At 71.1% G+C, this 23,163-nt stretch carries 24 protein-coding genes; 11 read left to right on the forward strand and 13 right to left on the reverse strand.

Going from position 1 to position 23,163, the window contains the following annotated elements:
- Positions 1-12 precede the first annotated feature (12 nt).
- Positions 13-663: an MBL fold metallo-hydrolase gene (locus E1293_RS25550; RefSeq protein ID WP_132200008.1), complete on the reverse strand. Its 651-nt coding sequence runs from the start codon at positions 661-663 to the stop codon at positions 13-15.
- Between the two features lie 116 nt (positions 664-779).
- On the opposite strand from E1293_RS25550, the gene E1293_RS25555 reads away from it, so the two are divergent.
- The 3 genes from E1293_RS25555 to E1293_RS25565 are packed head-to-tail and all read left to right on the forward strand — an operon-like array spanning position 780 to position 3,164.
- The gene (locus E1293_RS25555; RefSeq protein ID WP_132200009.1) at positions 780-1,844 is read left to right on the forward strand and encodes a phosphotransferase family protein; all 1,065 of its coding nucleotides are present in this window, start codon (positions 780-782) and stop codon (positions 1,842-1,844) included.
- Positions 1,841-2,941, forward strand: a complete 1,101-nt coding sequence (locus tag E1293_RS25560; protein ID WP_132200010.1) for an Rv3169 family protein — start codon at positions 1,841-1,843, stop codon at positions 2,939-2,941. The genes E1293_RS25555 and E1293_RS25560 overlap by 4 nt, the downstream gene beginning before the upstream one ends.
- A gap of 22 nt (positions 2,942-2,963) precedes the next feature.
- Positions 2,964-3,164: a hypothetical protein gene (locus E1293_RS25565; RefSeq protein ID WP_132200012.1), complete on the forward strand. Its 201-nt coding sequence runs from the start codon at positions 2,964-2,966 to the stop codon at positions 3,162-3,164.
- Positions 3,165-3,221: 57 nt separating this feature from the next.
- Here the strand turns inward: E1293_RS25565 and E1293_RS25570 are convergent, their stop codons facing one another.
- The 3 genes from E1293_RS25570 to E1293_RS25580 form a co-directional block, all read right to left on the reverse strand.
- Positions 3,222-3,521 carry a Fe-S cluster assembly protein HesB gene (locus E1293_RS25570; RefSeq protein ID WP_132200014.1) on the reverse strand — a complete coding sequence of 100 codons (300 nt, stop codon included), beginning with the start codon at positions 3,519-3,521 and terminating at the stop codon, positions 3,222-3,224.
- 119 nt (positions 3,522-3,640) lie between these two features.
- Positions 3,641-4,600, reverse strand: a complete 960-nt coding sequence (locus E1293_RS25575) for an LLM class F420-dependent oxidoreductase (RefSeq protein WP_132200016.1) — start codon at positions 4,598-4,600, stop codon at positions 3,641-3,643.
- 10 nt (positions 4,601-4,610) lie between these two features.
- The gene (locus E1293_RS25580) at positions 4,611-5,378 is read right to left on the reverse strand and encodes an SDR family oxidoreductase (protein ID WP_132200017.1); all 768 of its coding nucleotides are present in this window, start codon (positions 5,376-5,378) and stop codon (positions 4,611-4,613) included.
- A 227-nt stretch (positions 5,379-5,605) separates the two neighbouring features.
- Here E1293_RS25580 and E1293_RS25585 point away from each other — a divergent pair, with 227 nt between their 5' ends.
- Together E1293_RS25585 and E1293_RS25590 are read left to right on the forward strand one after the other, a co-directional pair.
- Positions 5,606-6,055 carry a Zn-ribbon domain-containing OB-fold protein gene (locus E1293_RS25585; protein ID WP_207939091.1) on the forward strand — a complete coding sequence of 150 codons (450 nt, stop codon included), beginning with the start codon at positions 5,606-5,608 and terminating at the stop codon, positions 6,053-6,055.
- Positions 6,052-7,242: a lipid-transfer protein gene (locus E1293_RS25590; RefSeq protein WP_132200018.1), complete on the forward strand. Its 1,191-nt coding sequence runs from the start codon at positions 6,052-6,054 to the stop codon at positions 7,240-7,242. Before E1293_RS25585 ends, E1293_RS25590 begins: the two co-directional genes overlap by 4 nt.
- 14 nt (positions 7,243-7,256) lie before the next feature.
- On the opposite strand, the gene E1293_RS48725 is transcribed toward E1293_RS25590, so the two are convergent.
- Positions 7,257-8,876 (reverse strand): serine/threonine-protein kinase, encoded by a 1,620-nt coding sequence (locus tag E1293_RS48725; protein ID WP_207939092.1) that lies wholly within the window; start codon positions 8,874-8,876, stop codon positions 7,257-7,259.
- Between the two features lie 72 nt (positions 8,877-8,948).
- Positions 8,949-9,320, reverse strand: coding sequence for a DoxX family protein (locus E1293_RS25600; RefSeq protein WP_132200019.1), 372 nt, complete (start codon positions 9,318-9,320; stop codon positions 8,949-8,951).
- Between the two features lie 204 nt (positions 9,321-9,524).
- Here E1293_RS25600 and E1293_RS25605 point away from each other — a divergent pair, with 204 nt between their 5' ends.
- The 3 genes from E1293_RS25605 to E1293_RS25615 are packed head-to-tail and all read left to right on the forward strand — an operon-like array spanning position 9,525 to position 13,003.
- Entirely contained in the window at positions 9,525-10,289 is a 765-nt protein-coding gene (locus E1293_RS25605; protein WP_243716536.1) for an ATP-binding cassette domain-containing protein, read from the forward strand.
- Between the two features lie 12 nt (positions 10,290-10,301).
- Entirely contained in the window at positions 10,302-12,419 is a 2,118-nt protein-coding gene (locus E1293_RS25610) for a YhgE/Pip domain-containing protein (protein WP_132200020.1), read from the forward strand.
- 11 nt (positions 12,420-12,430) lie between these two features.
- Positions 12,431-13,003, forward strand: a complete 573-nt coding sequence (locus E1293_RS25615; protein WP_132200021.1) for a TetR/AcrR family transcriptional regulator — start codon at positions 12,431-12,433, stop codon at positions 13,001-13,003.
- Positions 13,004-13,016: 13 nt separating this feature from the next.
- Here the strand turns inward: E1293_RS25615 and E1293_RS25620 are convergent, their stop codons facing one another.
- The 6 genes from E1293_RS25620 to E1293_RS25645 form a co-directional block, all read right to left on the reverse strand.
- Entirely contained in the window at positions 13,017-13,487 is a 471-nt protein-coding gene (locus E1293_RS25620; RefSeq protein ID WP_132200022.1) for a MarR family winged helix-turn-helix transcriptional regulator, read from the reverse strand.
- A gap of 251 nt (positions 13,488-13,738) precedes the next feature.
- On the reverse strand, positions 13,739-15,307 hold the full coding sequence (locus tag E1293_RS25625) for an acyl-CoA synthetase (RefSeq protein WP_132200023.1): 1,569 nt from the start codon (positions 15,305-15,307) through the stop codon (positions 13,739-13,741).
- A 44-nt stretch (positions 15,308-15,351) separates the two neighbouring features.
- Positions 15,352-16,509 (reverse strand): thiolase domain-containing protein, encoded by a 1,158-nt coding sequence (locus tag E1293_RS25630; protein ID WP_132200024.1) that lies wholly within the window; start codon positions 16,507-16,509, stop codon positions 15,352-15,354.
- Positions 16,502-17,539, reverse strand: coding sequence for a thiolase domain-containing protein (locus E1293_RS25635; RefSeq protein ID WP_132200025.1), 1,038 nt, complete (start codon positions 17,537-17,539; stop codon positions 16,502-16,504). Before E1293_RS25635 ends, E1293_RS25630 begins: the two co-directional genes overlap by 8 nt.
- On the reverse strand, positions 17,539-18,468 hold the full coding sequence (locus E1293_RS25640) for a Zn-ribbon domain-containing OB-fold protein (protein ID WP_132200026.1): 930 nt from the start codon (positions 18,466-18,468) through the stop codon (positions 17,539-17,541). Before E1293_RS25640 ends, E1293_RS25635 begins: the two co-directional genes overlap by 1 nt.
- The gene (locus E1293_RS25645) at positions 18,458-20,017 is read right to left on the reverse strand and encodes an acyl-CoA synthetase (RefSeq protein ID WP_132200028.1); all 1,560 of its coding nucleotides are present in this window, start codon (positions 20,015-20,017) and stop codon (positions 18,458-18,460) included. The genes E1293_RS25640 and E1293_RS25645 overlap by 11 nt, the downstream gene beginning before the upstream one ends.
- A gap of 156 nt (positions 20,018-20,173) precedes the next feature.
- On the opposite strand from E1293_RS25645, the gene E1293_RS25650 reads away from it, so the two are divergent.
- From E1293_RS25650 to E1293_RS25660, 3 genes are all read left to right on the forward strand, one after another.
- A complete protein-coding gene (locus E1293_RS25650; protein ID WP_132200030.1) occupies positions 20,174-20,986 on the forward strand; it encodes a crotonase/enoyl-CoA hydratase family protein in 813 nt (270 codons plus the stop codon).
- Positions 20,987-21,060: 74 nt separating this feature from the next.
- Positions 21,061-21,330 (forward strand): hypothetical protein, encoded by a 270-nt coding sequence (locus E1293_RS25655; RefSeq protein ID WP_132200032.1) that lies wholly within the window; start codon positions 21,061-21,063, stop codon positions 21,328-21,330.
- Positions 21,327-21,566 carry a type II toxin-antitoxin system RelE family toxin gene (locus E1293_RS25660; protein WP_207939093.1) on the forward strand — a complete coding sequence of 80 codons (240 nt, stop codon included), beginning with the start codon at positions 21,327-21,329 and terminating at the stop codon, positions 21,564-21,566. Before E1293_RS25655 ends, E1293_RS25660 begins: the two co-directional genes overlap by 4 nt.
- A gap of 61 nt (positions 21,567-21,627) precedes the next feature.
- On the opposite strand, the gene E1293_RS25665 is transcribed toward E1293_RS25660, so the two are convergent.
- Positions 21,628-22,737, reverse strand: a complete 1,110-nt coding sequence (locus tag E1293_RS25665) for an NAD(P)H-dependent flavin oxidoreductase (protein ID WP_132200034.1) — start codon at positions 22,735-22,737, stop codon at positions 21,628-21,630.
- Positions 22,738-23,163: the final 426 nt, after the last annotated feature.

A 23,163-nucleotide genomic window follows, 5' to 3' on the forward strand; every position in this document is an offset into this window, starting at 1 on the left:
GGGGGGTTTTTTTCACTTGGTGGCCAGATCCACCGAGGTTCCGGGGGCCAAGCGGCGGAACTCCTTGCCCTGCTCCTCGCCGGCGCTCGCCAGGTGGCGTTCCATCACCATGAGGCCGACGTCGTTGAGCAGGCCGTCGTGGATGGCGAAGGCGCGTTCGGGACGGATTTCGCGCGCGTAGTTGAACAGGTCGATCGCCCGCATCCAGGGCGCGTTGCCCGGCAGGCACAGCGTCGGGACGGGCTCGGACGGGACGGTCAGCGCGTCCCCCGGGTGGAAGACCTCGCCGTCGATGAGGAACCCGGTGTTCGGGATGGGCGGCAGATCGGGGTGCATGAGCTCGTGGTCCTCGCCGTAGACGTGGACGTCGAAGCCGGCGATCGTGACGGCGTCGCCGTGGCCGACCTGGTGGACGCGTCCGCCGAGGTCGGCGAGGTTCTCGGCGACGACGCGGGACGTCCACACCTCCAGGGCGGGGCGCTGGGCCATCGCGGCGCGCAGCGCGTCGGCGTCGAAGTGGTCGAAGTGCTCGTGGGTGATCAGGACGGCGTCGGCGGTGGCGAGCGCGCCGGACGCCTCGCTGAACGAGCCGGGGTCGATGACGAGCGAGCGGTCGTCCTTGCCGATCTGCACGCAGGCGTGCCCGAGCTTGGTGAGGCGCATCCGGCGATTTTTTCACGCCGGGCGCCCCGGCCCATTGACCGGCCCCATGGCCGTTGATAGAACACGTTCTAATTCGGGCGTGAAATCTGCGTGAAATCCTCGCGAGGAGGCGGCCGATGCCCGTTCCCGACCAACGCGACCCCGAGCTCACCACGCGTGCGCTGACCGGCTGGCTGGACGGCCATCTGCCCGGCGTCCGCATCCCGCTCGTGGAGACCCCGCAGACCAGCGGATTCTCCAACGAGACCCTCATGTTCGACGCCGAATGGACGGCGGGCGGCACCCCGCGGAAGGAACGGTTCGTCGCCCGGGTCGCCCCCGCGAACTACCAGATCTTCCCCGAGCCGCGCTTCGAGGAGCAGTACCGGCTGATGCGCGTCCTGGACGAGCGCACCGCCATCCCCGTCCCGCCGATCCGCTGGTACGAGCCGTCCCCGGACGTCCTCGGCGCCGCGTTCTTCGTGATGGGGCGCATCGACGGCCGCGTCCCGACCGACATGCCGCCCTACCACTCGGGCGGCTGGGTCACCGAGGTCGCGCCGGACGAGCGGGCCGCGATGTGGTGGTCCACCCTGGAGGTCCTCGCGAGCCTGCACCGGCTGGACGTCCAGGAACTGGGCCTCGGCTTCCTCGACCAGCCGAAGTGGGGCGCGCCCGGCCTCGACCAGCGGCTCAACTACTACGAGGACTATCTGCCCTGGGCCTACAAGGGCCCGCAGGAGACGGCGCTGAAGGCCCTGGAGTGGCTGAAGGCGAACCGCCCCGACGAGCCGGACGACCCCGTCGCGCTGTGGGGCGACGCCCGCATCGGCAACGTGATCTTCCAGTCGGGCGTGCCGGCGGCCGTCCTGGACTGGGAGACCGCCACCCTCGGCGCGCCCGAGGAGGACCTCGCCTGGTTCCTGTTCCTCGACCGCCACCACTCCGAGGGCGTCGGATCGGCCCGCCTGGACGGCTTCCCGCCCCACGCGGAGACCGTCGCCCGCTACGAGGAGCTGCTCGGCCGCCCGATGCGCCACATGGCGTACTACGAGATCCTGTCCGGCTTCAAGTTCTCGGTGGTCATGGCCCGGATCGGGCAGGCGATGATCGACTTCGGCTGGATCGACGAGGCCGCCGACTTTCCGTACGACAACAACTGCACGCAGCTGCTCGCGCGCATCCTGGAAGGGGACCGGTGACACTCTCGCCGCTGGACGACTACCCGATCCACCAGGCGCCGGAGGTGATGCGGCACGTCACCACGTCCGACCGCAACTTCTACGACCGGTACTACTTCAACGTCCACCCCTGCTCGGACGAGCTGATGATGATCATCGGGATCGGGCAGTACCCGAACCTCGGGGTGATGGACGCGTTCGCGGTCGTCCGGCGCGGGCCGGTGCACAAGGTCGTCCGGGCGTCCCGCGAGCTGGGGGACGACCGCATGGACACCACGGTCGGCCCGTTCCGCGTGGAGGTCGTCGAAGGGCTGAAGCGGCTGCGGGTCGTCCTGGACGAGAACGAGCACGGCCTTTCGTTCGACCTCGCCTGGGAGGGGGCGATCCCCGCCACGCTGGAGCCCCCGCACTACCTCCGCTGGCAGGAACGCGTCGTCTTCGACTCGCGGCGCCTCGCGCAGACGGGCCGCTGGACGGGCACCATCACCGTGGACGGCGAGACCATCGACGTCACCCCCGACCACTGGTGGGGGTCGCGAGACCGCTCCTGGGGCATCCGTCCTGTGGGTGAGCCGGAGCCGCCCGGCATCCAGGTGAAGAACGCGGGCACCTTCTACTGGCTCTACGCGCCGATGCAGTTCGAGGACCACTCGATCCTCTGCATCGTGCAAGAGGACGAGAAGGGACGCCGCGTCCTGGAAGAGGCCACCCGCGTATGGCCCGACCGTGAGGCCGAGTATTTGGGCCGTCCCGAATACGTCCCGGAGTACGCGGAGGGCACCCGCGACGTGGTCACGGCCACGATCCGGTTCGCGCCGCCCGGCGGGGAACCGTTCGAGGTCAGGGGGACGCCCATCCTGCCCGTCCACCTGATGGTCGGCACCGGGTACGGGCTCGAACCCGGCTGGAAGCACGGCATGTACCAGGGGCCCGACCTCAAGGTGGAGGGCGTCACCCACGACACCCGCAAACCGGAGGACGCCGCCCTCATGTGGGGGATGGTCGACGCGGTCGGACGCTACGAGTACCTCGGCGGCGCGCAGCCCACCGCGGCCTGCACCGGATACGGCCTCTACGAGTACTGGGCGCTGGGCCCGCATCCGTCCTTTCCGGAGTGAGGAATCTGCCAAACTGGCGGTCGTGACGACCCCGCCCTCGCCCGACCCCCCGGACGCGGGACGGCCGTCCCGGGAAGAACTGGACCGGCAGGTGCGCGATCGCTACGGAACCTGGCGCGACCAGCCGCGCGGCCTGGCCTGCGCGGTGGTCGCCGCATTCATGATCCTCACCACGGCGGCGTTCGTGTTCGCCGTGGTCGCGGTCGTGATGGCGATGCGCTGAGCGAGCACGAGACCGGGGCCCGCCCGCCTGGGCCGCCCCGGTCTCGTCCTCCGTACGTCAGGTAGGGGTTCCTTCTGCCCCCTCCGCGATGGTGAAGGCCACGTCGCCCTGCGGGTCGACCTGGGCGTCGAGGGTCTTGTCCTCCAGCAGCTCGGCGACCGTGGGCTCCAGGTACACCTTGGCGCCCTCCTCTTCGACGACCTGGTCGCCGGCCTCGGGGGCGGGGGCCACGGAGAGCCGCAGGGCGTCCGAGCCGTCGAGCCCGGACTCGATGCGGATGCCGGTCTCCGGCGGAAGCTCCGGATTGGCGGTCACGGTACGAATGACCTGGACGGCACCGCTGGTCAGCGTGAGCACGATCAGCTCCTCACGTCTCTGTTCGTTCTCGGATCGGATCTGGTGCACCCTCCCCGATCCCCCTGACCGTAAACGTGGCCGGAACCATCTTTGCGTGATCGGCCGGTCTCAGTCCGCGTTCAGTCCGCGCTCGGCGCCAGGGCCCGCACCGCGTCCACCGGGGACAGGCCCCCGCCCGGGACGACGGCCAGGACGGGCGTGGTCAGCCCGCTGCCGACGTACTCGCGGACGCGGGCCCGGCACGCGGCCGGGGAGCCGTGCACGATCAGGTCGTCGACGACCTCGTCGGGGATGACCTCCAGGGCCTTCTTGCGATCGCCGGCCGCCCACGCCTCGTTCATCGGGCGCAGCGCCTCGCCGCGTCCGAGCCACTCGTGGAACGCCCGGTAGACGGGGACCGTCATGTAGGCGGCGATCATCCAGCGGCCGATCGCGCGGGCCTCCTCGGCGTTCTCGGTCGGGCAGACGAACAGCCGCGCGATCAGCTCCGGGTCGTCGCCCAGCTCGCCGCGCACGGTCCGGACGTCCTTCGGCGCCAGCCAGTTGGTGATCGCGCCGTCGGCCTCCCGCGCGGCCAGCCGCAGCATGCCGGGGCGCAGCGCCGCGAGGACGACCGGCGGCGGCGCCGCGGGCGCGTTGTCGAGCTTGAAGCCCTGCACGGCGAAGGTGTCGTACTCCTCCTTCACCTTCTCCCCCGCGAGCGCCTTGCGGAGGAAGCGCAGCGTGTCGCGGGTGCGCTTGTAGGGCTCCTCGAACGGGATGCCGTTCCAGCGCTGCACGATCGTGTCGGACGAGGTGCCGATGCCGAGCACGAACCGTCCGGGCGCGAGGTCGGCGAGGGTCGCGGCCTGCTGCGCGAGCAGCGCGGGCCCGCGCGTGTAGACCGGGACGATCGCCGGGCCGAGGCGGAGCCCGGGGTCCCACTGCGAGGCGAGCGCCAGCGGGGTGAACGCGTCGGTGCCGTTCGTCTCGGCGGACCACGCGTCGGTGTAGCCGAGCGCGGACAGCTCGGACACGATCTCGCGGTGCTCGGACAGCGGGAGCCCGGTCAGCGGAATGGTGAGTCCCCAGCGTGACATGCGCTTCTCCTTAGGAGACGGAAGACCGGATGGTGGCGCCGCCGTCGACGACGAGCGTCTGCCCGGTCATCCAGGACGAGGCGTCGCCCGCGAGGAACACGGCCGCGTTCGCGATGTCCTCGGGTTCGCCGAGCCGGCCGAGCGGCATGTGCTTGCTGATCTCCGCTTCGTTCGGCTCCCACAATGCGCGGGCGAGGTGCGTCTTGACCAGGCCGGGGGCGATGCAGTTGACCCGGACCTTGGGCGCCAGCTCCATCGCGAACTGCCGGCTGAGGTGGATCACCGCGGCCTTGGTGGCGTTGTAGTAGCCGATGCCGTGCTCGGTGATCATGCCGCCGACGGAGGCGATGTTGATGACCGCGCCGCCCCGCTCGGCGAGCGAGGCCCGGAGTGCGAGCTGCGTCCACTGGACGATCGCGAACTGGTTGACCTCGACGGTCTTCGCCGCGGCCGCGGGCTCGATGTCGGCCATCGGGCCGAAGTAGGGGTTCGTCCCGGCGTTGTTGACGAGGATGTCGAGGGCGCCGAACTCGGCGACGGCCGCGTCCACGGCCGCCGCGGCCTCGTCGGCGTGGCCCACGTGCGCGGCCTTGGCGAGGACGCCCGCGCCCGGGTGGGCCGCGCTGATCTCCTTGGCGACCTCGTCCAGCGCCTCCTGCTTGCGGGAGGAGAGGACGACGTTGGCGCCCTCGGCGGCGAACGCGGTCGCGATCGCCTTCCCGATCCCCCGGGAGGCCCCGGTGACCAGGGCGGTCCTTCCCTGCAGTCCTGTCCGCATCCGCGCTCTCCCTACCTGTTCGCACCCTGTGGGCAGCTCATTCGCACCCTGCGGGCAGCTAAGCAGAATCCGACTCGGTTCACTGTACCGAAGTGACTGACGAGTCAGTTAGGTCGGGCCCGCCCGGTCCGCGGGACCGGCCGCAGCGTCCCGCTCACCGGGCGGGGCATTCTTTCTAACGATCGTTTGGTTGGTACGCTGCGCCGGTACGAGACGAGGAGGACCGCGTGACCACGACCAAGGAGCGCCGCCCGGCGATCGAGGGCTGGTTCACCACCGAGGACGGCGACGTCCGCCTGCTGGGTACCCGCTGCACGTCCTGCGGAACGCCGTACTTCCCGCGCAACGAGCTGGCCTGCCGCAACCCCGGATGCACCGGCCCGAAGGACGGCTCGGAACTGGAGCCGTACGCGCTGTCGGCACGCGGGCGCATCTGGTCGTACGCCGACGCCCGCTACAAGCCGCCGCCCCCGTACGTCTCCCCCGACCCGTTCGTCCCGTACACCGTCGCCGCCGTCGAGCTCGAAGCCGAGCGCATGGTCGTCCTGGGCCAGGTCGCCCCAGGCCACACCGTCGACGACCTCGCCGTCGGCATGGAGGTCGAGCTCACCGAAGGCACCCTCTACGAGGACGACGAAGCCGAGTACACCGTCTGGATGTGGAGGCCGGTCCAATGACTCGCGATATCGCGGTTCTCGGTGCGGGGATGCACCCGTGGGGCAAGTGGGGGCGCAACTTCGTCGAGTACGGGCTGGCGGCGGCGCGCACCGCCCTCGCCGACGCGGGCCTCGCGTGGACGGACGTCCAGTACGTCGCGGGCGCGGACACCATCCGCAACGGCTACCCCGGGTTCATCGCCGGCGCGACGTTCGCGCAGGCGCTCGGCTGGTCGGGTGCGCGGGTGTCGAGCTCCTACGCGGCGTGCGCGTCCGGGGCGCAGGCCATCAACACGGCGCGCGCGCAGATCCTCGCGGGGCTGTGCGACGTGGCGCTGGTCGTGGGCGCCGACGCGGCCCCCAAGGGCTTCTTCAAGCCCGTCGGCGGCGACCGTCCGGACGACCCCGACTGGCTGCGCTTCCGCCTCCTGGGCGCCACCAACCCCATCTACTTCGCCCTGTACGCGCGCCGGCGGATGGCGATGTACGGCGCGACGCTGGACGACTTCGCCGCCGTGAAGGTCAAGAACGCCCGGCACGGCCTGGCGAACCCGAACGCCCGGTACCGCAAGGAGGTGACCGCCGAGGACGTACGCGAGTCCGCCGTGGTCGCCGACCCGCTGCGGCTCCTCGACATCTGCGCCACCAGCGACGGCGGCGCCGCGCTCGTCCTGACGTCCATGGAGTTCGCGCGGCGGCACGGGATCGCCGACCCGGTCCGCATCCCGGCGCTGTCGACGGTGACGCCGACGTTCCCGAAGACCGTCCTGGACCTGCCGGACTTCGCCACCGACTCGGCGATGACCGTCCCGGCGCCGGAGCGCCCGTTCCGGTCCGCGCTGGCGGACGCCGCCTACGAGGAGGCGGGCATCGGCCCGGAGGACCTGTCGCTCGCCGAGGTCTACGACCTGTCCACGGCCCTGGAGCTGGACTGGTACGAGGACATCGGGCTGTGCGAGGCGGGCGGCGCCGAGGAACTGCTCCGGTCCGGCGCCACCGCACTGGGCGGGCGCATCCCCGTCAACCCGAGCGGCGGGCTCGCGTCCTTCGGCGAGGCCATCCCGGCGCAGGCGATCGCGCAGGTGTGCGAGCTGACCTGGCAGCTGCGAGGCCAGGCCGAGAGCCGCCAGGTCGACGGCGCGCGGGCCGGCATCGCCGTGAACCAGGGCCTGTTCGGCCACGGCTCCGCCCTCATCGCCGTCCGGTGACCCGCCGTCCGTGATCAGGCGACGGTGAAGCCGTCGCAGGCCATGAAGAAGGCGTCGCCGTTCGGGTGCACATGCATCCACACGACGGTCCAGACTCCCTTCATCAGCGGGTACGTGCCGTTGCCGGCGCCCTTCCACTGGAAGTCGGCCGGGTACTTGAGGCCCACGTCCTCGTTGTTCTTCGGGACGAGCTGCGGCTTGCTCTGAACCACGCCGGTCACACCGTTGCCCTGTTGTTCCGAGGGCGGGCGGATCTGCGCGGCGACGTAGTAGCCGGACGGCTGCGCGTACTTGAAGCGCATGCTGAGTTCGACGCTCTTCCCGGTGACCGGCTGGCGCGGCGCACTCCTCTGCAGGTCGTTGGCGAGGGCGTCGTCCTCGGGACGGACGGCCGGCAGGCAGGTGAAGTTCTCCTGGGAGAACCGCGTCGTCTGGAAGTCGTTGGTGGGCTGCTTCACGAAGATGACGTCGGGGGGACGGCCGCCGGGACCGGGCGTCCGTCCGGCCGGTGAGCCGCTGGAGGACGTGGTGGGACCGCCGTTCGCGCCCTGACCGCCTTGGGAGTTGTTTCCGCTGGGCGAACCGGCCGAGCCGTTCGGGTCGTCGTCGCCGTTGAAGAGAGAGCGCGCGCCGAAGGCGCCCGCCAGCACGACGACGACCACCCCGGCGGCCGCCGCGAAGACGGCGGCGCGCGACCGTCCGAGCGCGCCTCCGCCAGGCACGGTCCTCGTGCGCTCCGGCGGGACGAGGCCGGACGCGGCGGCGTCGTGGAGGCTGGCCGGCACCGGGGGCGGCGAACCCACGACCCGCAGGTAGGCGGGGTCGGCGGCGAGCGGCGTCGGGTCCGCGGCCAGCGGGACCAGCCGCTCCAGCGTGACCCGCGCGCCGGGGTCCTTGGCGGCGCAGAGCCGGACGAGGTCGGCGACGCGCGGGCCGGCGCCGTCCAGGTCGATGTCGCCGCTGAGGGTGCGGTGGATGATCGCCTCGATGCGGCCGCCGCCGAACGGGGGGCGGCCGGTGGCGGCGTAGGCGATCGTCCCGGCGAGCGAGAACACGTCCGACGCGGGCAGCGGCTCCTGCTCCCGGACGACCTCGGGCGCGACGTAGCCGGGGGTGCCGTTCCAGGCGCCGGTCTGGGTGATCTGCGTCTGGTCCTCGCCGCGCGCGATGCCGAAGTCGATCAGCCGCGGCCCGTCCGGCGCCAGGATCACGTTGCCCGGCTTGAGGTCGCGGTGCTGGATTCCGTGGCCGTGGATCTCCAGCAGCCCCTGCGCGAGGGCGCCGAGCAGCCGCACGCACGTGTCCGGGGGCAGCGGGCCGCGCTCGGCGACGGCCTGCCGGAGCGTCGGCCCGGGGACGTACTCGGTGGCCAGCCAGTAGGGCGGGGCGTCCAGCCCGGCGCCGACCATCGCGGCGGCGAACCGGCTGCGCACCCGCTCGACGGTCGCGACCTCGCGGCGGAACCGGGCGAGCGCCTGCGGCCCCTCGAAGTCCTCGCGGATCACCTTGAGCGCGACATGCCGGCCGGTCCCGGTGAGCCCGAGGTACACCTGGCCCATCCCGCCCGCGCCGATGCGGGCGACCAGCGGGTAGCCGCCGATCGCGGCGGGATCCTCCGGGCGGAGTGGTTCCACGCTTCACCGGCCCCTCGTCGTCACGTTCCGCCGAGGCATGATCTCATTCCGCGCGGGATGGCGCGTACCGGATCAGCCGGACTTCCGGGCGACGTGCAGGGCCCAGCCGATGAGCGGCGCCTGGAACGGGAGGCGGCCGTAGGCGGCGGCGCGCAGCGGCAGCGGGCGGTGGCGCCAGTCGTAGGCCATCTTGATGTTGGCGGGGAACACCGCGGCCATGAGGCCGGCCGTCGCGAGCGCGCCCGCCTTGCGGGTGCGCGGGTGGGCGATGGCGGCGCCGCAGGCCAGTTCGGCGACGCCGCTGAGGTAGGTCCAGGTCCGCGGGCGGCCGGGGAGCCGCTCGGGGATGAGCGCGTCGAACGGCTTGGGGGCGATCATGTGGAGGGTGCCCATGCCGGCCATGAGGGCGGCCAGCCGGCGGGTCGCGCGGGACGAGTCGGTCATACCCGAAGTCTGGCAGATCGGACTCGGCGTCCAATAGGGCGCCCTGCGGATCGGGCCGCTGTGACCCAAATCACGGCACTGACCCTGTGTGACCAGCGGCGTAGCGGTCACGTGTCAGATGTCACCGCTTGGGCGGGTCTGCGAAGTTCTGGGCAGGGTTAGATTTGTACTGACCGGTCAGTGCAATTTCTCCGGAGGGTCGCGATGACGCCCGAGCACCAGACTCCGGGAACGGCCGCCGCGGCCGGGGGGACCGCCGCGACCGTTCCCGGACCCCGCCCGATCGGCTCCGGGGCCGGCGGGGGCCGCCCCGGGGCCGAGGGCTCCTCCCCCGCACGCGGGTCGTCCGTGCGGGCGCTGGGCCTCGGCGTGCGGGGCGCGCGCGGGTGGGTGTTCCGGGACGTCGGCCTCGACGTCCCGGCCGGCGCGCTGGTCGCCGTCAGCGGCATCGCCGGGACGGGACGGACCGCGCTCCTCCTCACCCTCGCCGGACGCATGAAGGCCACCGAGGGCACGGTCGCGGTCGGCGGGTTCACCGGGCTCAGGGCCCTCCAGCGGGTCGCGGCGCTCGGCATCGTGCCGGGCGTGACGGAGCCGGACCCGGCGCTGACCGTCCGCGAGCACGTGACCGAGGCGCTTGCCCTGCACGAAGGCGTCCTCGGACGGTTCCGCGGCCGCGAGGCACGGCGCCGCGAGGCTCTCGAACGAGCCGGCCTGGACGTCGATCCCCGGACGCCCGCCGAGGAACTCGCGCCGGACGAGGCCCAACTGCTCGGCGCCGCCCTGGCACTCGTCGGCGACCCGGGCCTGCTCCTGCTCGACGACGTCGACGAGGGCCTGCCCGCCGACCGGCAGCGCGCCCTGTGGCGGCGCCTCGCCGACATCGCGGCCACCGGCGTCACCGTGATCGCCGCCTGCCACGACGCCGCCCCCGCCGAGGGCGTGGCCACGCACGCCCTTTCGCTTTAGGAGTTCCCCCCGATGAGACTTCCCGCGTTGACGACGGGCGGCCTGGAGCTGCGCCGCTTCCAGCGCAACCGGCTGACCCGCGTCGCGATCGCCGGCCTCGTCTTACTGCCACTGCTCTACGCAGGGCTCTACCTATGGTCCTTCTGGGACCCCTACGCCCGCCTTCACCATGTTCCGGTCGCGCTGGTCGTCAAGGACGAGCCCGCGAAGGCGAACGGCAAGACCGTCCACGCCGGGGCCGACCTCGCGGACGAGTTGAAGAAGCGCAAGGTCTTCGACTGGCAGACCGTCTCGGCCGCGGAGGCGGACAAGGGCGTGCGGTCTGGGAAGTACTACATGTCGCTGACGATCCCGTCCGACTTCAGTTGGCGCATAGCGTCGCCGTCCGGAAACGGGACGCCCACACCTGCCGGACTGCGGCTCCAGATGAACGACGCCAACAACTACGTCGTCGGGACGCTCGCCCAGGCCGCGTTCAAGGAGATCAGCGCCGCCGCGGGCAGCGAGGCGGTGCACGGCTACTTCGACCAGATCTTCCTGTCGTTCGGCAAGCTGCACGATGAGCTGGGCAAGGCGGCGCAAGGAGCGGACAAGCTCGCCGAGGGCTCCGGCCAGGCGCAGAACGGTGCGGGCAAGCTCGCCGAAGGCGCGGGCGAGGCGAAGACGGGGGCGGGCAAGCTCAAGGGCGGCATCGACGATGCCCGCTCAGGCAGCGGCAAGCTGACGTCCGGCCTGGACGACCTGCGCACCGGAACCGGCCAGGTCGCCGCCGGCATGCAGCAGCTCACCACCACCGTCGACCGGGCGAGCAACACCCTCGTTCCGCTCCTCAAGGAGAACGCACCCGAGATCCGGCAGGCGGCCTTGGCCGTCGCGCAGGGCGCGGACGCACTCGCCGACGGCGCCGACCGTCTGCCCGCACAGACCGGTGCGGCGGTGGAACGGGCGGAGAACGCGCAGGCCGAGCTGAAGACCTACCTCGCCGCGCACCCCGAAATACCCCCGGACGTCCGGAACGACCTCGCCCGGGCGGCCACGCAGGTCGTCGTGGTGGCCAAGCAGGTGGACGGATACGTCCGCGACCACGACGGCGACCTGCGCAAGGTCGCGGCCGACGCCCACACGGTCGAGCAGACCGCCCGAGAAATCGCCAAGGACGCCCCGGTCTTGGCCGCCAAGGTGGAGAAGGCCCGCCAGAACGTGGACCGACTCAACGCCGGAACGCACCGGATCAACGCCGGCGCCGGGCAACTACTCGCTGGATCGTCCCAACTCACCAACGGCCTCGGCACGCTCTCGGGCGGCGCGGGGCAACTCCGCAACGGACTGGGCCGACTCTCCACCGGCGCAGTGACGCTGGAAACGGCCCTGGCGCAGATCTCGAACGGCAACGAACAACTCGCGAACGGCCTGGACGACGGCGTCGCCCAGATCCCGAACTACAACGACGACCAGCGCTCCGCCCGCGACGACATGATGAGCGACCCGGTGCGCCTCGCCAGCACGACGGACAACAAGGTGCCGAACTACGGCACGGGCTTCGCACCGTTCTTCATCCCGCTCTCCCTCTGGGTCGGCGGCATGATCATCTACATGCTGCTGCGCCCGCTGAACCCGCGCGCCCTCGCCGGAACCGCCCCCGGACGCCGCGTGGCCCTCGCCGGCTGGCTGCCCGCCGCGGCGATCGGCGTGGCACAAGCAGGCGTCGTCCTGGCCGTCCTGCACTTCACCCTCGGCCTCCGCGCCGAACACTGGCCCGCCCTGATCGCGTTCCTCGCCCTCGCGTCCGCCGCGTTCCTGGCGGTGATCCAGTGGGTGAACGCCCGCTTCGGCCCGATCGGCCGGATCATCGCGCTGGCGCTCCTCATGCTCCAGCTCACCTCGGCCGCCGGCACCTACCCGATCGAGACGAGCCCCGGGTTCTTCCAGGCGATCCGCCCGTACCTGCCGATGCCATGGGTGGTGGACGCCGTCCGCCACCTGATCAGCGGCGGGCCCATGACGTCCGTGTGGCAGGGTTGTGCGGTGCTGATCGTCTTCCTCGCCGGCGGCCTCGGCCTCACCGCCTCCGCCGTCCGGCACAACCGAGTCTGGACGATGAAGCGGCTGCACCCGGCCCTGAAGCTCTAGGAGGCGCGAACGTGGCGCGCGGCGCGACCCGGGAGAAGCTGTTCGCCTCCGCGATCGAACTGATCGCCGAGAGCGGTCTCGCCGCGACCACCGTCGACCAGATCGCCGAACGGGCGGGCGTGGCCAAGGGCACCGTCTACTACAACTTCGGCAGCAAGGCCGCCCTCTTCTCCGCACTCCTGGAGTACGGCGTAGACCGGCTGGCCACCGCCCTGCGGGACGCGGCGTCCGGCAGGGCTCCCCTGGACGCCCTGGAAGCCGTGGTCGCCGCCGAACTCGCCTTCATCGGCGAACACGAGTCGTTCGCCCGGATCCTGATCGCCGAAACCTGGCGCGCGGGCGGCGACTGGCAGCACGCGGCCCGCCTGATCCGCTCACGCGCCATAGAAGTGGTCGCCGAGATCCTCCGCGAAGCGGTGGCCGCCGGCGACCTGCGCCCCGACCTGGACACGGACACGGCCGCGTCCGCCGTCTTCGGCATGGTCCTGACCGTCGCCCTGGACTGGCGCGCCCTCCAACCCGCGCGCCCCCTGGCCGACGTCCAATCAACCCTCCTGGACCTCCTCCGAGGCCGCCTGACGTAACCGGCTCCGGCGCCTAGGGGAGCTTGCGGATCTCCTCTATGACGGCGGGCATCACTTCGTTGTTGTGGCGGATCCAGTCGAGGAGGACGGCGACCTGGTCGTCGGTGTAGGTGGCCAGGTGGTCGCCGAAGGCGCGGGCGATCGGCTCGAAGTAGCGGCCGAACTGGGCGACGTTCTCCTCGACCAGCTCGACGATCACGCGGCGGCGGTCGTCGGGGTCGCGGGTGCGGCGGACGTAGCCGGCGCGCTCCAGGCGGTCGATCACGGCGGTGACGGCGCCGCCGGTCGTGATGCCCATGAGCTGCGCGAGCTGCCCCGGCGTCTGCGGGCCGTCCAGCGTCAGGGCGTTCACGCACTGCGCGTCGGTGACGTTCATGCCCGCCTTGCTCGCGGTGGCATGGTGCAGCAGCACCGTGAACATGGTGCTGCGCTGCATCGCCATCTGCAGCTCGCCCGCCATCCGCTCGCGCTCCGGGGTCGACACACCCCACCTCTCCCTCTTTTTCTCTCACATAGAGATGCTCATTTCAAGAGCGACTCCGTGAGGGAGATTCTATCGGGCGCGGACGAGCCGGGACCAGCCGGGAGGGCCGTGTGGCGCAGCCGACACGGCCCGGCGATCGGAACGGTCCAGAACGGGCCCTATCATGGGTTTTGTTAGGACCGCTAACAGGGGTCCGCTCCTGGCCCCGAATCCCACGAAGGTTCGGGGCCGCCCCTGTCTACTGCGCTCGTCTACTGCGCCTCTTCGGCGATCTGCTTCGCCCAGCGGTAGTCGGCCTTGCCCGCCGGGGAGCGCTTCATCTCGGCGACGAAGGCGTAGACGCGGGGCACCTTGTAGCCCGACAGTTCCTTGCGGCAGTGCGCGTCCAGATCCTCCGACGACGGCTCGGCTCCCGACGGCTGGATCACGGCGGCCACGCGGTTGCCCCAGCGCTCGTCCGGAATGCCCGTCACGACCGCGTCGTAGACGGACGGGTGGCCCTTGAGGACGGCCTCGACCTCCTCCGGGAACACCTTCTCGCCGCCGGTGTTGATCGCTTGGGAGCCGCGGCCGTAGACGGCGATCGACCCGTCCTCCTCCACGGTGGCGATGTCGCCGGTGAGCAGCCACCGCTTCCCGTCCACGACGGGGAAGGTCTTCGCGGTCTTCTCCGGGTCGTTGTAGTAGCCCTGCGCGATGTGGCCGGTGCGGGCGACCTGGCCGATCACGCCGGAGCCCGGCTTGACCGGCTGGAGCGCGTCGTCCAGGACGGTGACGTTCTCCACGTCCGGCGCGAACCGCAGGCCCTTCTCCGGGGTCGAGCCGGCGACCGCCTCGGCCGTCGAGCCCGACTCGGTGGAGCCGAAGCGATCCATGATCATCGTGTTGGGGAGCAGCTTCTGGATGCGGTCCCGGACGGTCCCGGTGAAGATCGCGCCCGTGGAGACGTAGGCCAGCAGCGAGGACGTGTCGTAGTCGCCGCGCGCCAGCTCCTCCGCCATCGGGATCGCCATCGCGTCCCCGGTGATCGTCAGCGAGTTGACCTTCTCCCGCTCGATCGTCGCCCACACGTCGGCCGCGTCGAACTTGCGGGTGTAGACGAGGGTCGAGCCGATGAACCAGGCGATCCACGTGGCCACCTGCGCGGCGCCGTGCATCAGCGGCGCCACCGGCATCATGATCAGCGGGCCGCCGTTGCGGGCGTTCTCGACGATGTCCTCGGGCCTGGACGGACGCGGCACCGTCGGGTTCCAGAACGCGAGCAGGATCTGCTCGGTCGACCACATGACGCCCTTCGGCATCCCGGTCGTCCCGCCCGTGTAGATGATGTAGAGGTCGTCCTTGGAGCGCGGCGGGAAGCCCCGGGTCGCGTCCGCGTCCTTCAGCGCCTCCTCGTAGGCGACCGCCCCCGGGATGGACGGGCTGCCGCCGACCGCGATGAGGTGCCTGAGCGCGGGCACCTCCGGGACGGTCGCCGCGACCCGGTCCTCGAACTCGACGTCGTACAGCAGCGCGACGCTGTCGGAGTCCCGGTACACGTAGCGGAGCTCGGCCTCCACGTACCGGTAGTTGACGTTGATCGGCACGGCCCGGATCTTCAACACGGCGAGCAGCGCCGCCGCGTACTCGACGCCGTTGTAGAGCTGGACGGCGACATGCTGGCCGGGCCCGACGCCCGCGCCGGCCAGGTGGTGCGCGAGGCGGTTCGCCTGCTCGTCCAGTTCGGCGTAGGTGAGCCGCTGGTCGCCGCAGATCAGGGCGACACGGTCCCCGATCGCGTCCGCGACCCCTTCGAACAGGTCGGCATGGTTGTACTCCATCGGATGTCCTCCGGAGGGGGTAGTCGCGCCTTCGGTCAAGAGAATCAGGGTTTGTCGCTGCCGACTATCCACATGGCGAAGAACTGGGCGCCGCCGCCGTAGGCGTGGCCGAGCGCGCGGCGCGCGCCGTCCACCTGGTGGTCGCCCGCCTGGCCGCGCACCTGCAGCGCCGCCTCCGCGAACCGGATCATCCCGGACGCGCCGATCGGGTTGGACGACAGCACGCCGCCGGAGGCGTTCCACGGGATGTCGCCGTCCAGCGCCGTCGCGCCGGCCTCGGTGAGCTTCCAGCCCTCGTTGTCGCCGCAGAACCCGAGGTTCTCCAGCCACATCGGCTCGTACCAGGAGAACGGGACGTACACCTCGGCGCAGTCGAGCTCGCTGCGCGGGTCGGTGATGCCGGCCTGCCGGTAGACGTCCGCCGCCGCGTCCTTGCCGCCCTGCGGGCTGACGCTATCGCGTCCCGCGAACGACATCGGCTCCGACCGCATCGACGTGCCGTGCACCCACGCGGGCGGGGCCGGGGCCTTCTTCGCCGCGTCCTCCGAGGCCAGCACCATCGCGCAGGCGCCGTCCGACGACGGGCACGTCTCCAGGTAGCGGATCGGCTCCCACAGCATCGGCGTCGACTCGACCATCTCGCGGGAGATGCCCGGGATCTTCAGGTGCGCGTACGGGTTCTTCAGCGCGTTCTGCCGGTCCTTGACCGCGACGAGCGTCCCGATGTGGTCGGGTGCGCCGGCCCGCGCCATGTAGGCGCGGATGTGCGGGGCGAAGTAGCCGCCCGCCCCGACGACGAGGGACGTGGTGAACGGCCCGTTCACCGTCAGCGCCCACGTCGCGTTCGACTCCGACTGCTTCTCCCACGCGAGCGTGAGGACCCGGTCGTGCACCCCGGACTGGATCAGGTTCGCCGCGACGATCGCCGTGGACCCGCCGACCGAGCCGGCCGTGTGGACCCGCAGCATCGGCTTGCCGGTCGCGCCGAGCGCATCCGCCAGGAAGATCTCCGGCATCACGACGCCCTCGAACAGGTCGGGCGCCTTGCCGACGACGACGGCGTCGATGTCCTTCCAGGTCAGCCCGGCGTCGTCGAGGGCGCGGCGGGCCGCCTCGCGGAGCAGGCCCGCCATCGACACGTCCAGCCTCTTGGTCTTGTACTGGGTCTGCCCGACGCCGATGACCGCGCAGGATTTAGCCATTGTTCTCTCCCGACAGCACGCAGACGAGGTTCTGCTGGAGGCAGGGGCCGGACGCGGCGTGCCCGAGCGTCCGGGACGCCGTCCCGTCGTGGATGCGGGACGCGGCCTCGCCTATGCGGATGAGGCCCGCCGCCATCACCGGGTTCGCGGACAGGGCCCCGCCGGACGGGTTGATCGTCACGCCGTCGCCCAGGCCGAGCGCCTCGCGCAGGATCAGCTCCTCGTGGCTGAACTGGGCGTGCAGTTCCGCGACGTCGATCCCGGTCGCGCCGGACTTCTCCCCCGCGATGCGGGTGGCCGCCGAGCCGGTCAGGTCGCGGACGCCGAGCGCGTGCGGCTCGGTGCGGTGGTCGATGCCGGTGATCCACGCGGGCCGCTCGCACAGCTCGCGCGCCTTGTCGCCGGCCGCCAGGACGATCGCCGCCGCGCCGTCGGTGACGGGCGCGACGTCGTAGGGGCGCAGCGGCGCCACGTCGTAGTCGTCGCCCTCGGGGTCCGGGAGATGCAGCGCGAACGGGTTGTCGCGGCCGGACGCCCTGGACCGCGCCGCGACGGCGCGCAGGTCGTCCTCCTTCACGCCCGACTTGTCCATGTACGCGCGGGCCTGGAGGGCGGCCATCGACACCTGGTCGACGCCGAGCGGCGCCAGGTGGTACGGGTCGAGCTGCTGGGTCATGATCGCGCGGAGGTCGCCCTGGGACGACTTGCCGAACCCGTACACCAGCGCGGTGTCGATCTCGCCGATCTGGAGCTTCACCCACGCCTCGTACAGCGCCCACGCGCCGTCCATCTCGACGTGGCTCTCGGCGATCGGCGGCCACGCGCCGAGCGTGTCGAGCGCGGAGACGAAGGCGAACGGCGCGCCCTGCAGGTAGTCGCACGAGCCCGAGCAGGTGAAGCCGAAGCGGGACAGCCCGGTCCGCTCCTTGATCTCGGTGATCACCGGCAGGACCATCTCGGTCTCCGCGATCCCCTGGTCCTCGCCGCTGTGCTGACTCTGTGCGAACGCGACGACTGCGACATCACGCATTACATGAAGTCCTTGATCTCTTCGAAGGGGACGTCGGGCTCGTCGATCGGCTCGAACCACTTGATGTTGGACATCGAGTGGGTCCACTCCTCGCGGGGCCGCCACGCCGCCTTCACCCGCATGCCCATCCGCACCTGGTCGGCCGGGATGCCCGCGACGAGCGTCAGCATCGTCAGGCCGGCGCCGTCCAGCAGGACGTACCCGGACACGAACGGCACCTCGGGCGCGCGCGGGTCGGGGATGTTGTTGACCGCGAAGGTGGTCACGGTGCCGATGTCCGGCAGCTCCACCTCCTCCGACGTCGGCACGCCGTCGCGCGGGCAGAAGCCCTTCATCGGCACGATGACCTTCTCGCACACCGGGCAGCGGTGCCCGATGAGCCGGCCCTCGGCGACCCCCTCCAGGAACCGGCCGAGCGCCTGCCCGCCCTTCAGCCGGTACTCCAGCGCCGCCTGCGGGTTGATCATGGTGACCTCGGGCAGGAAGCACTCGATGTCGCCGATCGTCCCGGTCCGCTCCGCGCGGTACTTCGGCCGCACCCGCATCCCGGTCTTCAGGAACTTCGGCGGTGCCGCGCCCTCCTCGAAGACGCCCAGGTCGAGCGCGTGCAGCAGCGCGGTGTCGGCGCCGTCCGGGCGGATCAGCGCCCACGCGAACGGACGGCCGAACGGATGCTCCTTGGCCGGGCGCGGCACCCACGACCAGGTCGTGACGGTGCCCGCCGGGCCGACCTCGACGAACTCGCCGGTGACGTCCTCGCCGGTCTCCGGGTCGCACTCCTGCGGCGGCACGAGCACCCTGCCGCCCGCCGTGCGGACGCCGACCATCCGGCCGTCGCGCAGCTCGCTGAGGAAGCGCCCGATCACCGGGCCGACCGACCGCGTGTAGCCGCCGGGGAACTCGACGACGTGATTGGGCTCAGATGGCACTGTCGCGGTCCTTCCAGTAGGGGTCGCGCAGTTTGCGCTTGAGGAGCTTGCCGTTGGGCTCGCGCGGCATCGTCTCGATGAAGTCGACGGACCTCGGCCACTTCATCTTCGCGAGCCGCCCCTCCAGGGAGGCGAGGATCTCGTCCGCCAGGGCCTGGCCGGGCTCGACGCCCTCGGCGGGCTCGATGACGGCCTTGATCTGCTCGCCCCACTCCTCGTCCGGGATGCCGAACACGGCCACGTCCCCGACCTTCGGGTGCACGACGATCTCGTTCTCGATCTCGGCCGGGTAGATGTTCGCGCCGCCCGAGATGATCATGTCGGCCTTGCGGTCGGACAGGAACAGGAAACCGTCCTCGGTCAGGTAGCCGATGTCGCCGACGGTGAAGTAGTCCTTGAGGCGGTTCTTCTCCGTCTTCTCCTTGTCGCCCTTGTACTCGAACTCGACGCCGGCCATCTTCATGTAGATCGTGCCGTGCGCGCCGGTCGGGACGGGGTTCCCGTCGTCGTCCACGATGAGCAGCTCGCTGATCGGCCACGCGTTCCCGACCGTGCCGGGATGGGCGCGCCAGTCGGCCGGGCTCGCGATCGTCCCGCCGCCCTCGGTCGCCGCGTAGTACTCCCAGATGCAGTCGCCCCACCAGTCGAGCATCTGGTGCTTGAGCGGCACCGGGCAGGGCGCCGCCGCGTGGATCGCGTGCTTCATGCTCGACACGTCGTACCGGGACCGGACGTCCTCGGGCAGCGCCAGCAGCCGCTTGAAGTGCGTCGGCACCATGTGGGTGTTGCTCACGCCGTGTTCTTGGATCATCCTCAGAGTGTCTTCGGCGTCCCAGCGGTCCATGTAGACGAGCGTGTGCCCCATCTGCAGGGCCGAGCCGCCGAACTGGGTGACGGCCGTGTGGTAGTTCGGCGAGGTGATCAGATGGGCCTGCTGCTCGCCCCCCGCCGGGCGTCCCGGGGTGATGCCGAACATGCCGAGCAGGAACGTCATCAGCTCGGCGCTGTCGTCAGGGTCGATGTCGGCCAGCGCCCGCTTCACGCCCTTCGGACGTCCCGTCGTGCCGGACGTGTAGTGCATCGTGGCGCCGTTGCTGCGGTCGTCCGGGAGGGTGCCGGGCTGCCCCTCGACCAGTTCCGCGTACGGGCGGAAGCCCTCGACGTCGCCGAAGGCGAACCGCCGGTGCGCCTCGATCTCCTCGCCGGCCCGCGCGCCCTCCGCGGCGTACCGCTCGTGGACGAAGAACGCCTTGGCGTCGCTGTCGGAGACGATGTAGCCGATCTCCGGGCCGGTCAGATGCCAGTTGATCGGCGTGTAGTACCAGCCCGCCTGGAGCGCCGCCAGGTAGAGGACGAGCCCCTCCACGCCGTTCGGGACGAGGCCGCAGACGCCGTCGCCCTTCTTCAGGCCCAGCGCGCGCAACCCGTGGACGAGCCGGTTCGAGCGGGCGAGCAGGTCGCCCGCGGAGTACTTCGTCCCGTCCGGGTCGACGGCGGCGATCCACTCGGGATCGGCCTGCGCCAACCGCCAAAAGCCCATTGACCCCATCGGATCTCCCTACGTGAGCACGGTGGGCACCGACACCCGAGGCGGCGCCCGGCGCCCAAAGTAGATCACGTTCTCGTTTTGGAGTTCAACCCCTACCGGTAGGGCGACGGCTTAACTAGAATCTGTTCTCGTTTGTAAGTTCGAGCTGGAGGAACAATGACGGAACGGCTGCCGATCAGCACCGAGCACTGCATCGTCGAGCGCGACGGGCACGTCGTCATCGTCACGATGAACCGTCCGGAGGCGCGCAACGCGCTCAGCTCCTCCATGCTGGTCGGCCTCGCCGACGCCTGGGCCTACATCTCCGACACCCCGGAGGTGCGCGCCGCCATCCTCACCGGAGCCGAGGGGACGTTCTGCGCCGGTGCCGACCTGAAGGCGATGGGCCGGCAGCCGTCCGACCCCCGCGTCCAGGAGCGCATGGCCCAGATCCCCAACTTCCACTGGAAGGGGCTCCTGCGCGAGGGCCAGCCGACCAAGCCCCTGATCTGCGCGATCGAGGGCTACGCCGTCGCGGGCGGCACCGAGCTGCTCGTCGGCACCGACCTGCGGGTCGTCGCGGAGGACGCCACCCTCGGCCTGTACGAGGCGAAGCGCGGGCTGTTCCCCATGGGCGGCTCGGCGATCCGGCTCCCCCGCCAGATCGGCTACGCCAACGCGATGGACATCCTCCTCACGGCCCGCTCGGTCACCCCGCAGGAGGCCCTCGCGATGGGGCTGATCAACAAGGTCGTCCCGTCCGGCACCGCGCTGGCCGCCGCCCGCGAACTCGCCGGCCAGATCGCCGAGTGCGGCCCGCTCGCCGTCCAGGGGATCCTGCGCACCTACCGCGAGACCCAGCACCTGTCCGAGGAGGACGCCCTCAAGATCTCCGACGAGATCGGCTGGCCCGTCATCGGCTCTGAGGACGCCAAGGAGGGCTCCCGCGCCTTCAAGGAGAAGCGTCCGGCCGTCTACCAGGGCAAATAGAACCTTCCTGACGAAGCAGACCTCGTCCGCGCAGCGCCGGTGATCCGTCATCACCGCCCTGTAGGCTCCGACGCATGAGCGCAGAACCGATCGGGCCCGCCCCTCGTACCACCGGGCCGGACGAGTACGAGGTCATTCACCTGGGTGGTGAAGCGGCGGCGGTCGTGCCCCTGGACGACTACAGAAGGCTGAAGGCGCTGGAGCAGGCGGCCACTCCGGAAGCCCTGGACGCGGCCGAAGCCGCCGCCCGCTCCGCCGCCATGGACGAGTGGGAAGCGGCCGGGCGCCCCGGCGCCGTGTCCCACGAGGAGTTCATGGCCGAGATCCTCGGCAGCGGCGTGTGAAGATCGAGTGGACAGAAGACGCGCAGCAGACGTTGCGCCGGTACATGCTTGACCAGCAAGGCATGCACGCCATCGCCGTTGCCGTGCGCAAACTGGTCGAGAACCCTATGCCGGCGGCGGCCTTCCCCTGGGGGAAAGAGGGTGACTACAGGCTGCGGGTCGGATCGTATCGGCTGATGTACCGCCACAGCGGCGACGTGATCACCATCGGTCACGTGAGCCGCGTCGCAACCTGACCGAAGACGGCCCCGGGCGCCGCTGCGGGGGAACAGCGGCGGCCGGGGCCTGCGGGGCGGATCAGCCTTCGGTGATGGTGTTGAGGCGCTCGATGGCCTCGACATACTCCTCGATCAGGTCGTAGACGACCTGCGCGGCGGGCTTCACCTGGTTCATCGACCCGACGATCTGCCCCACCGGGAACGTGACCAGCTCGCCGTCGCCGGACCGCTGGATGCGGGGCAGGGCGTCCGCGATCAGCATGAACTGCATGGGCATCGGCAGGTAGCCGGGCGAGTCCTCGCCCTCCCACGCCTCCGTCCACGCGGTCTTGAGGAAGCGGGCGGGCTTGCCCGTCCAGGCCCGGGACCGGACGGTGTCCCGCGACGTGGCGCCGAGCAGCTTCGGCAGGGCGCGCTCCGGCGTGTCGGCCTCGTCGACCGTCAGCCAGATCGAGCCGGTCCAGGCGCCGTCGGCCCCGAGCGCCATGCCCGCGGCCATCTGCCGTCCCCGGCCGATGCCGCCGGCCGCCAGCACGATGGTGTCCTCGCCCACCGCGTCGACCACCTCGGGGATCAGCACCATCGTTGAGACGTCACCGGTGTGGCCGCCGGCCTCGGTGCCCTGCGCGACGATGATGTCGACGCCGACCTCGACCTGCTTGCGGGCGTGCCGCGCGTTGGACGCGAGCCCCGCGACCTTTACACCATGCTCGTGCGCCTGCTCGACGACGTCCGCCGGGGGCGGGCCGAGCGCGTTGGCCAGCAGCGCGATCGGGTGCTTGAGCGCCACCTCGACCTGCGGGCGCGCGGTCACGTCCGTCCAGCCGAGCAGCGCCTTGCCGGCCTGCTCGCTGGGCGGGTCGACCCCGTGCTCGGCGAGCAGGTTCTCCAGGAACTCCTTGTTCTGCGCCGGGATCATGCCCTGCAGCTTGCCGAGCAGCTCCTCGGCGTCGCCCATGTCGGCGCCCTCGTACTTGGCGGGCATGACGACGTCCACGCCGTAGGGCTTGCCGCCGACATGCTCGTCGATCCACTTGAGCTCCAGCTCAAGCTCCTCGGGGGTGAAATGCAGGGCGCCGAGGACGCCCATGCCGCCGGCGCGGCTCACCGCCGCGACCACGTCGCGGCAATGACTGAACGCGAAGATCGGGTACTCGATGCCGAATAGTTCGGTGACTCGTGTCCGCACACCCCCGACCCTAGGCGCGCCCACACAAAACTGCAACAGGTTCTAGTTGCAAATCTCCCGACCACCACCCATGCCGTCTCCACATAGAACACGTATCACAAACGCCCGGCGTGGCAAGGACACGAGCGCCACCCGAACGAGCCAGCCGCCGGACGCACACCACCCCGCCCTACGGCGCACCGCCGACGCGGGGCTCGTCGACTTGCGGCGTGTTGTTGTTATGAAGCGCCGCAAAGCAACAACACGCCGCAAGTCAACGCGCTCACCGAACCTGGGTGGACGACGCACGCCGGCCGACATCGACCCAGCGAGCGGCGAGCCCGGCGCCCACACATCAACAGCGCGGCACCGCAAGCGGCGCAGGGACGCGGGCGGCGCAGGTGGCGCGGGCGGCGCAGGTGGCGCGGGGCGCGGGGAGGCGCGGGG

The sequence above is a fragment of the Actinomadura darangshiensis genome (assembly GCF_004349235.1).
Taxonomy (GTDB): Bacteria; Actinomycetota; Actinomycetes; order Streptosporangiales; family Streptosporangiaceae; genus Spirillospora; species Spirillospora darangshiensis.

Coding starts and splice junctions, on each gene's coding strand:
- E1293_RS25575 (WP_132200016.1), bottom strand. CDS start 4,600: ATGTCACGCTGGGGACTCACCATTCCGCTGACCGGGCTCCCGCTGTCC.
- E1293_RS25590 (WP_132200018.1), top strand. CDS start 6,052: ATGACTCGCGATATCGCGGTTCTCGGTGCGGGGATGCACCCGTGGGGC.
- E1293_RS25645 (WP_132200028.1), bottom strand. CDS start 20,017: ATGGGGTCAATGGGCTTTTGGCGGTTGGCGCAGGCCGATCCCGAGTGG.
- E1293_RS25630 (WP_132200024.1), bottom strand. CDS start 16,509: ATGGCTAAATCCTGCGCGGTCATCGGCGTCGGGCAGACCCAGTACAAG.
- E1293_RS25650 (WP_132200030.1), top strand. CDS start 20,174: ATGACGGAACGGCTGCCGATCAGCACCGAGCACTGCATCGTCGAGCGC.
- E1293_RS25635 (WP_132200025.1), bottom strand. CDS start 17,539: ATGCGTGATGTCGCAGTCGTCGCGTTCGCACAGAGTCAGCACAGCGGC.
- E1293_RS25605 (WP_243716536.1), top strand. CDS start 9,525: ATGACGCCCGAGCACCAGACTCCGGGAACGGCCGCCGCGGCCGGGGGG.
- E1293_RS25600 (WP_132200019.1), bottom strand. CDS start 9,320: ATGACCGACTCGTCCCGCGCGACCCGCCGGCTGGCCGCCCTCATGGCC.
- E1293_RS25625 (WP_132200023.1), bottom strand. CDS start 15,307: ATGGAGTACAACCATGCCGACCTGTTCGAAGGGGTCGCGGACGCGATC.
- E1293_RS25550 (WP_132200008.1), bottom strand. CDS start 663: ATGCGCCTCACCAAGCTCGGGCACGCCTGCGTGCAGATCGGCAAGGAC.
- E1293_RS25610 (WP_132200020.1), top strand. CDS start 10,302: ATGAGACTTCCCGCGTTGACGACGGGCGGCCTGGAGCTGCGCCGCTTC.
- E1293_RS25555 (WP_132200009.1), top strand. CDS start 780: ATGCCCGTTCCCGACCAACGCGACCCCGAGCTCACCACGCGTGCGCTG.
- E1293_RS25580 (WP_132200017.1), bottom strand. CDS start 5,378: ATGCGGACAGGACTGCAGGGAAGGACCGCCCTGGTCACCGGGGCCTCC.
- E1293_RS25655 (WP_132200032.1), top strand. CDS start 21,061: ATGAGCGCAGAACCGATCGGGCCCGCCCCTCGTACCACCGGGCCGGAC.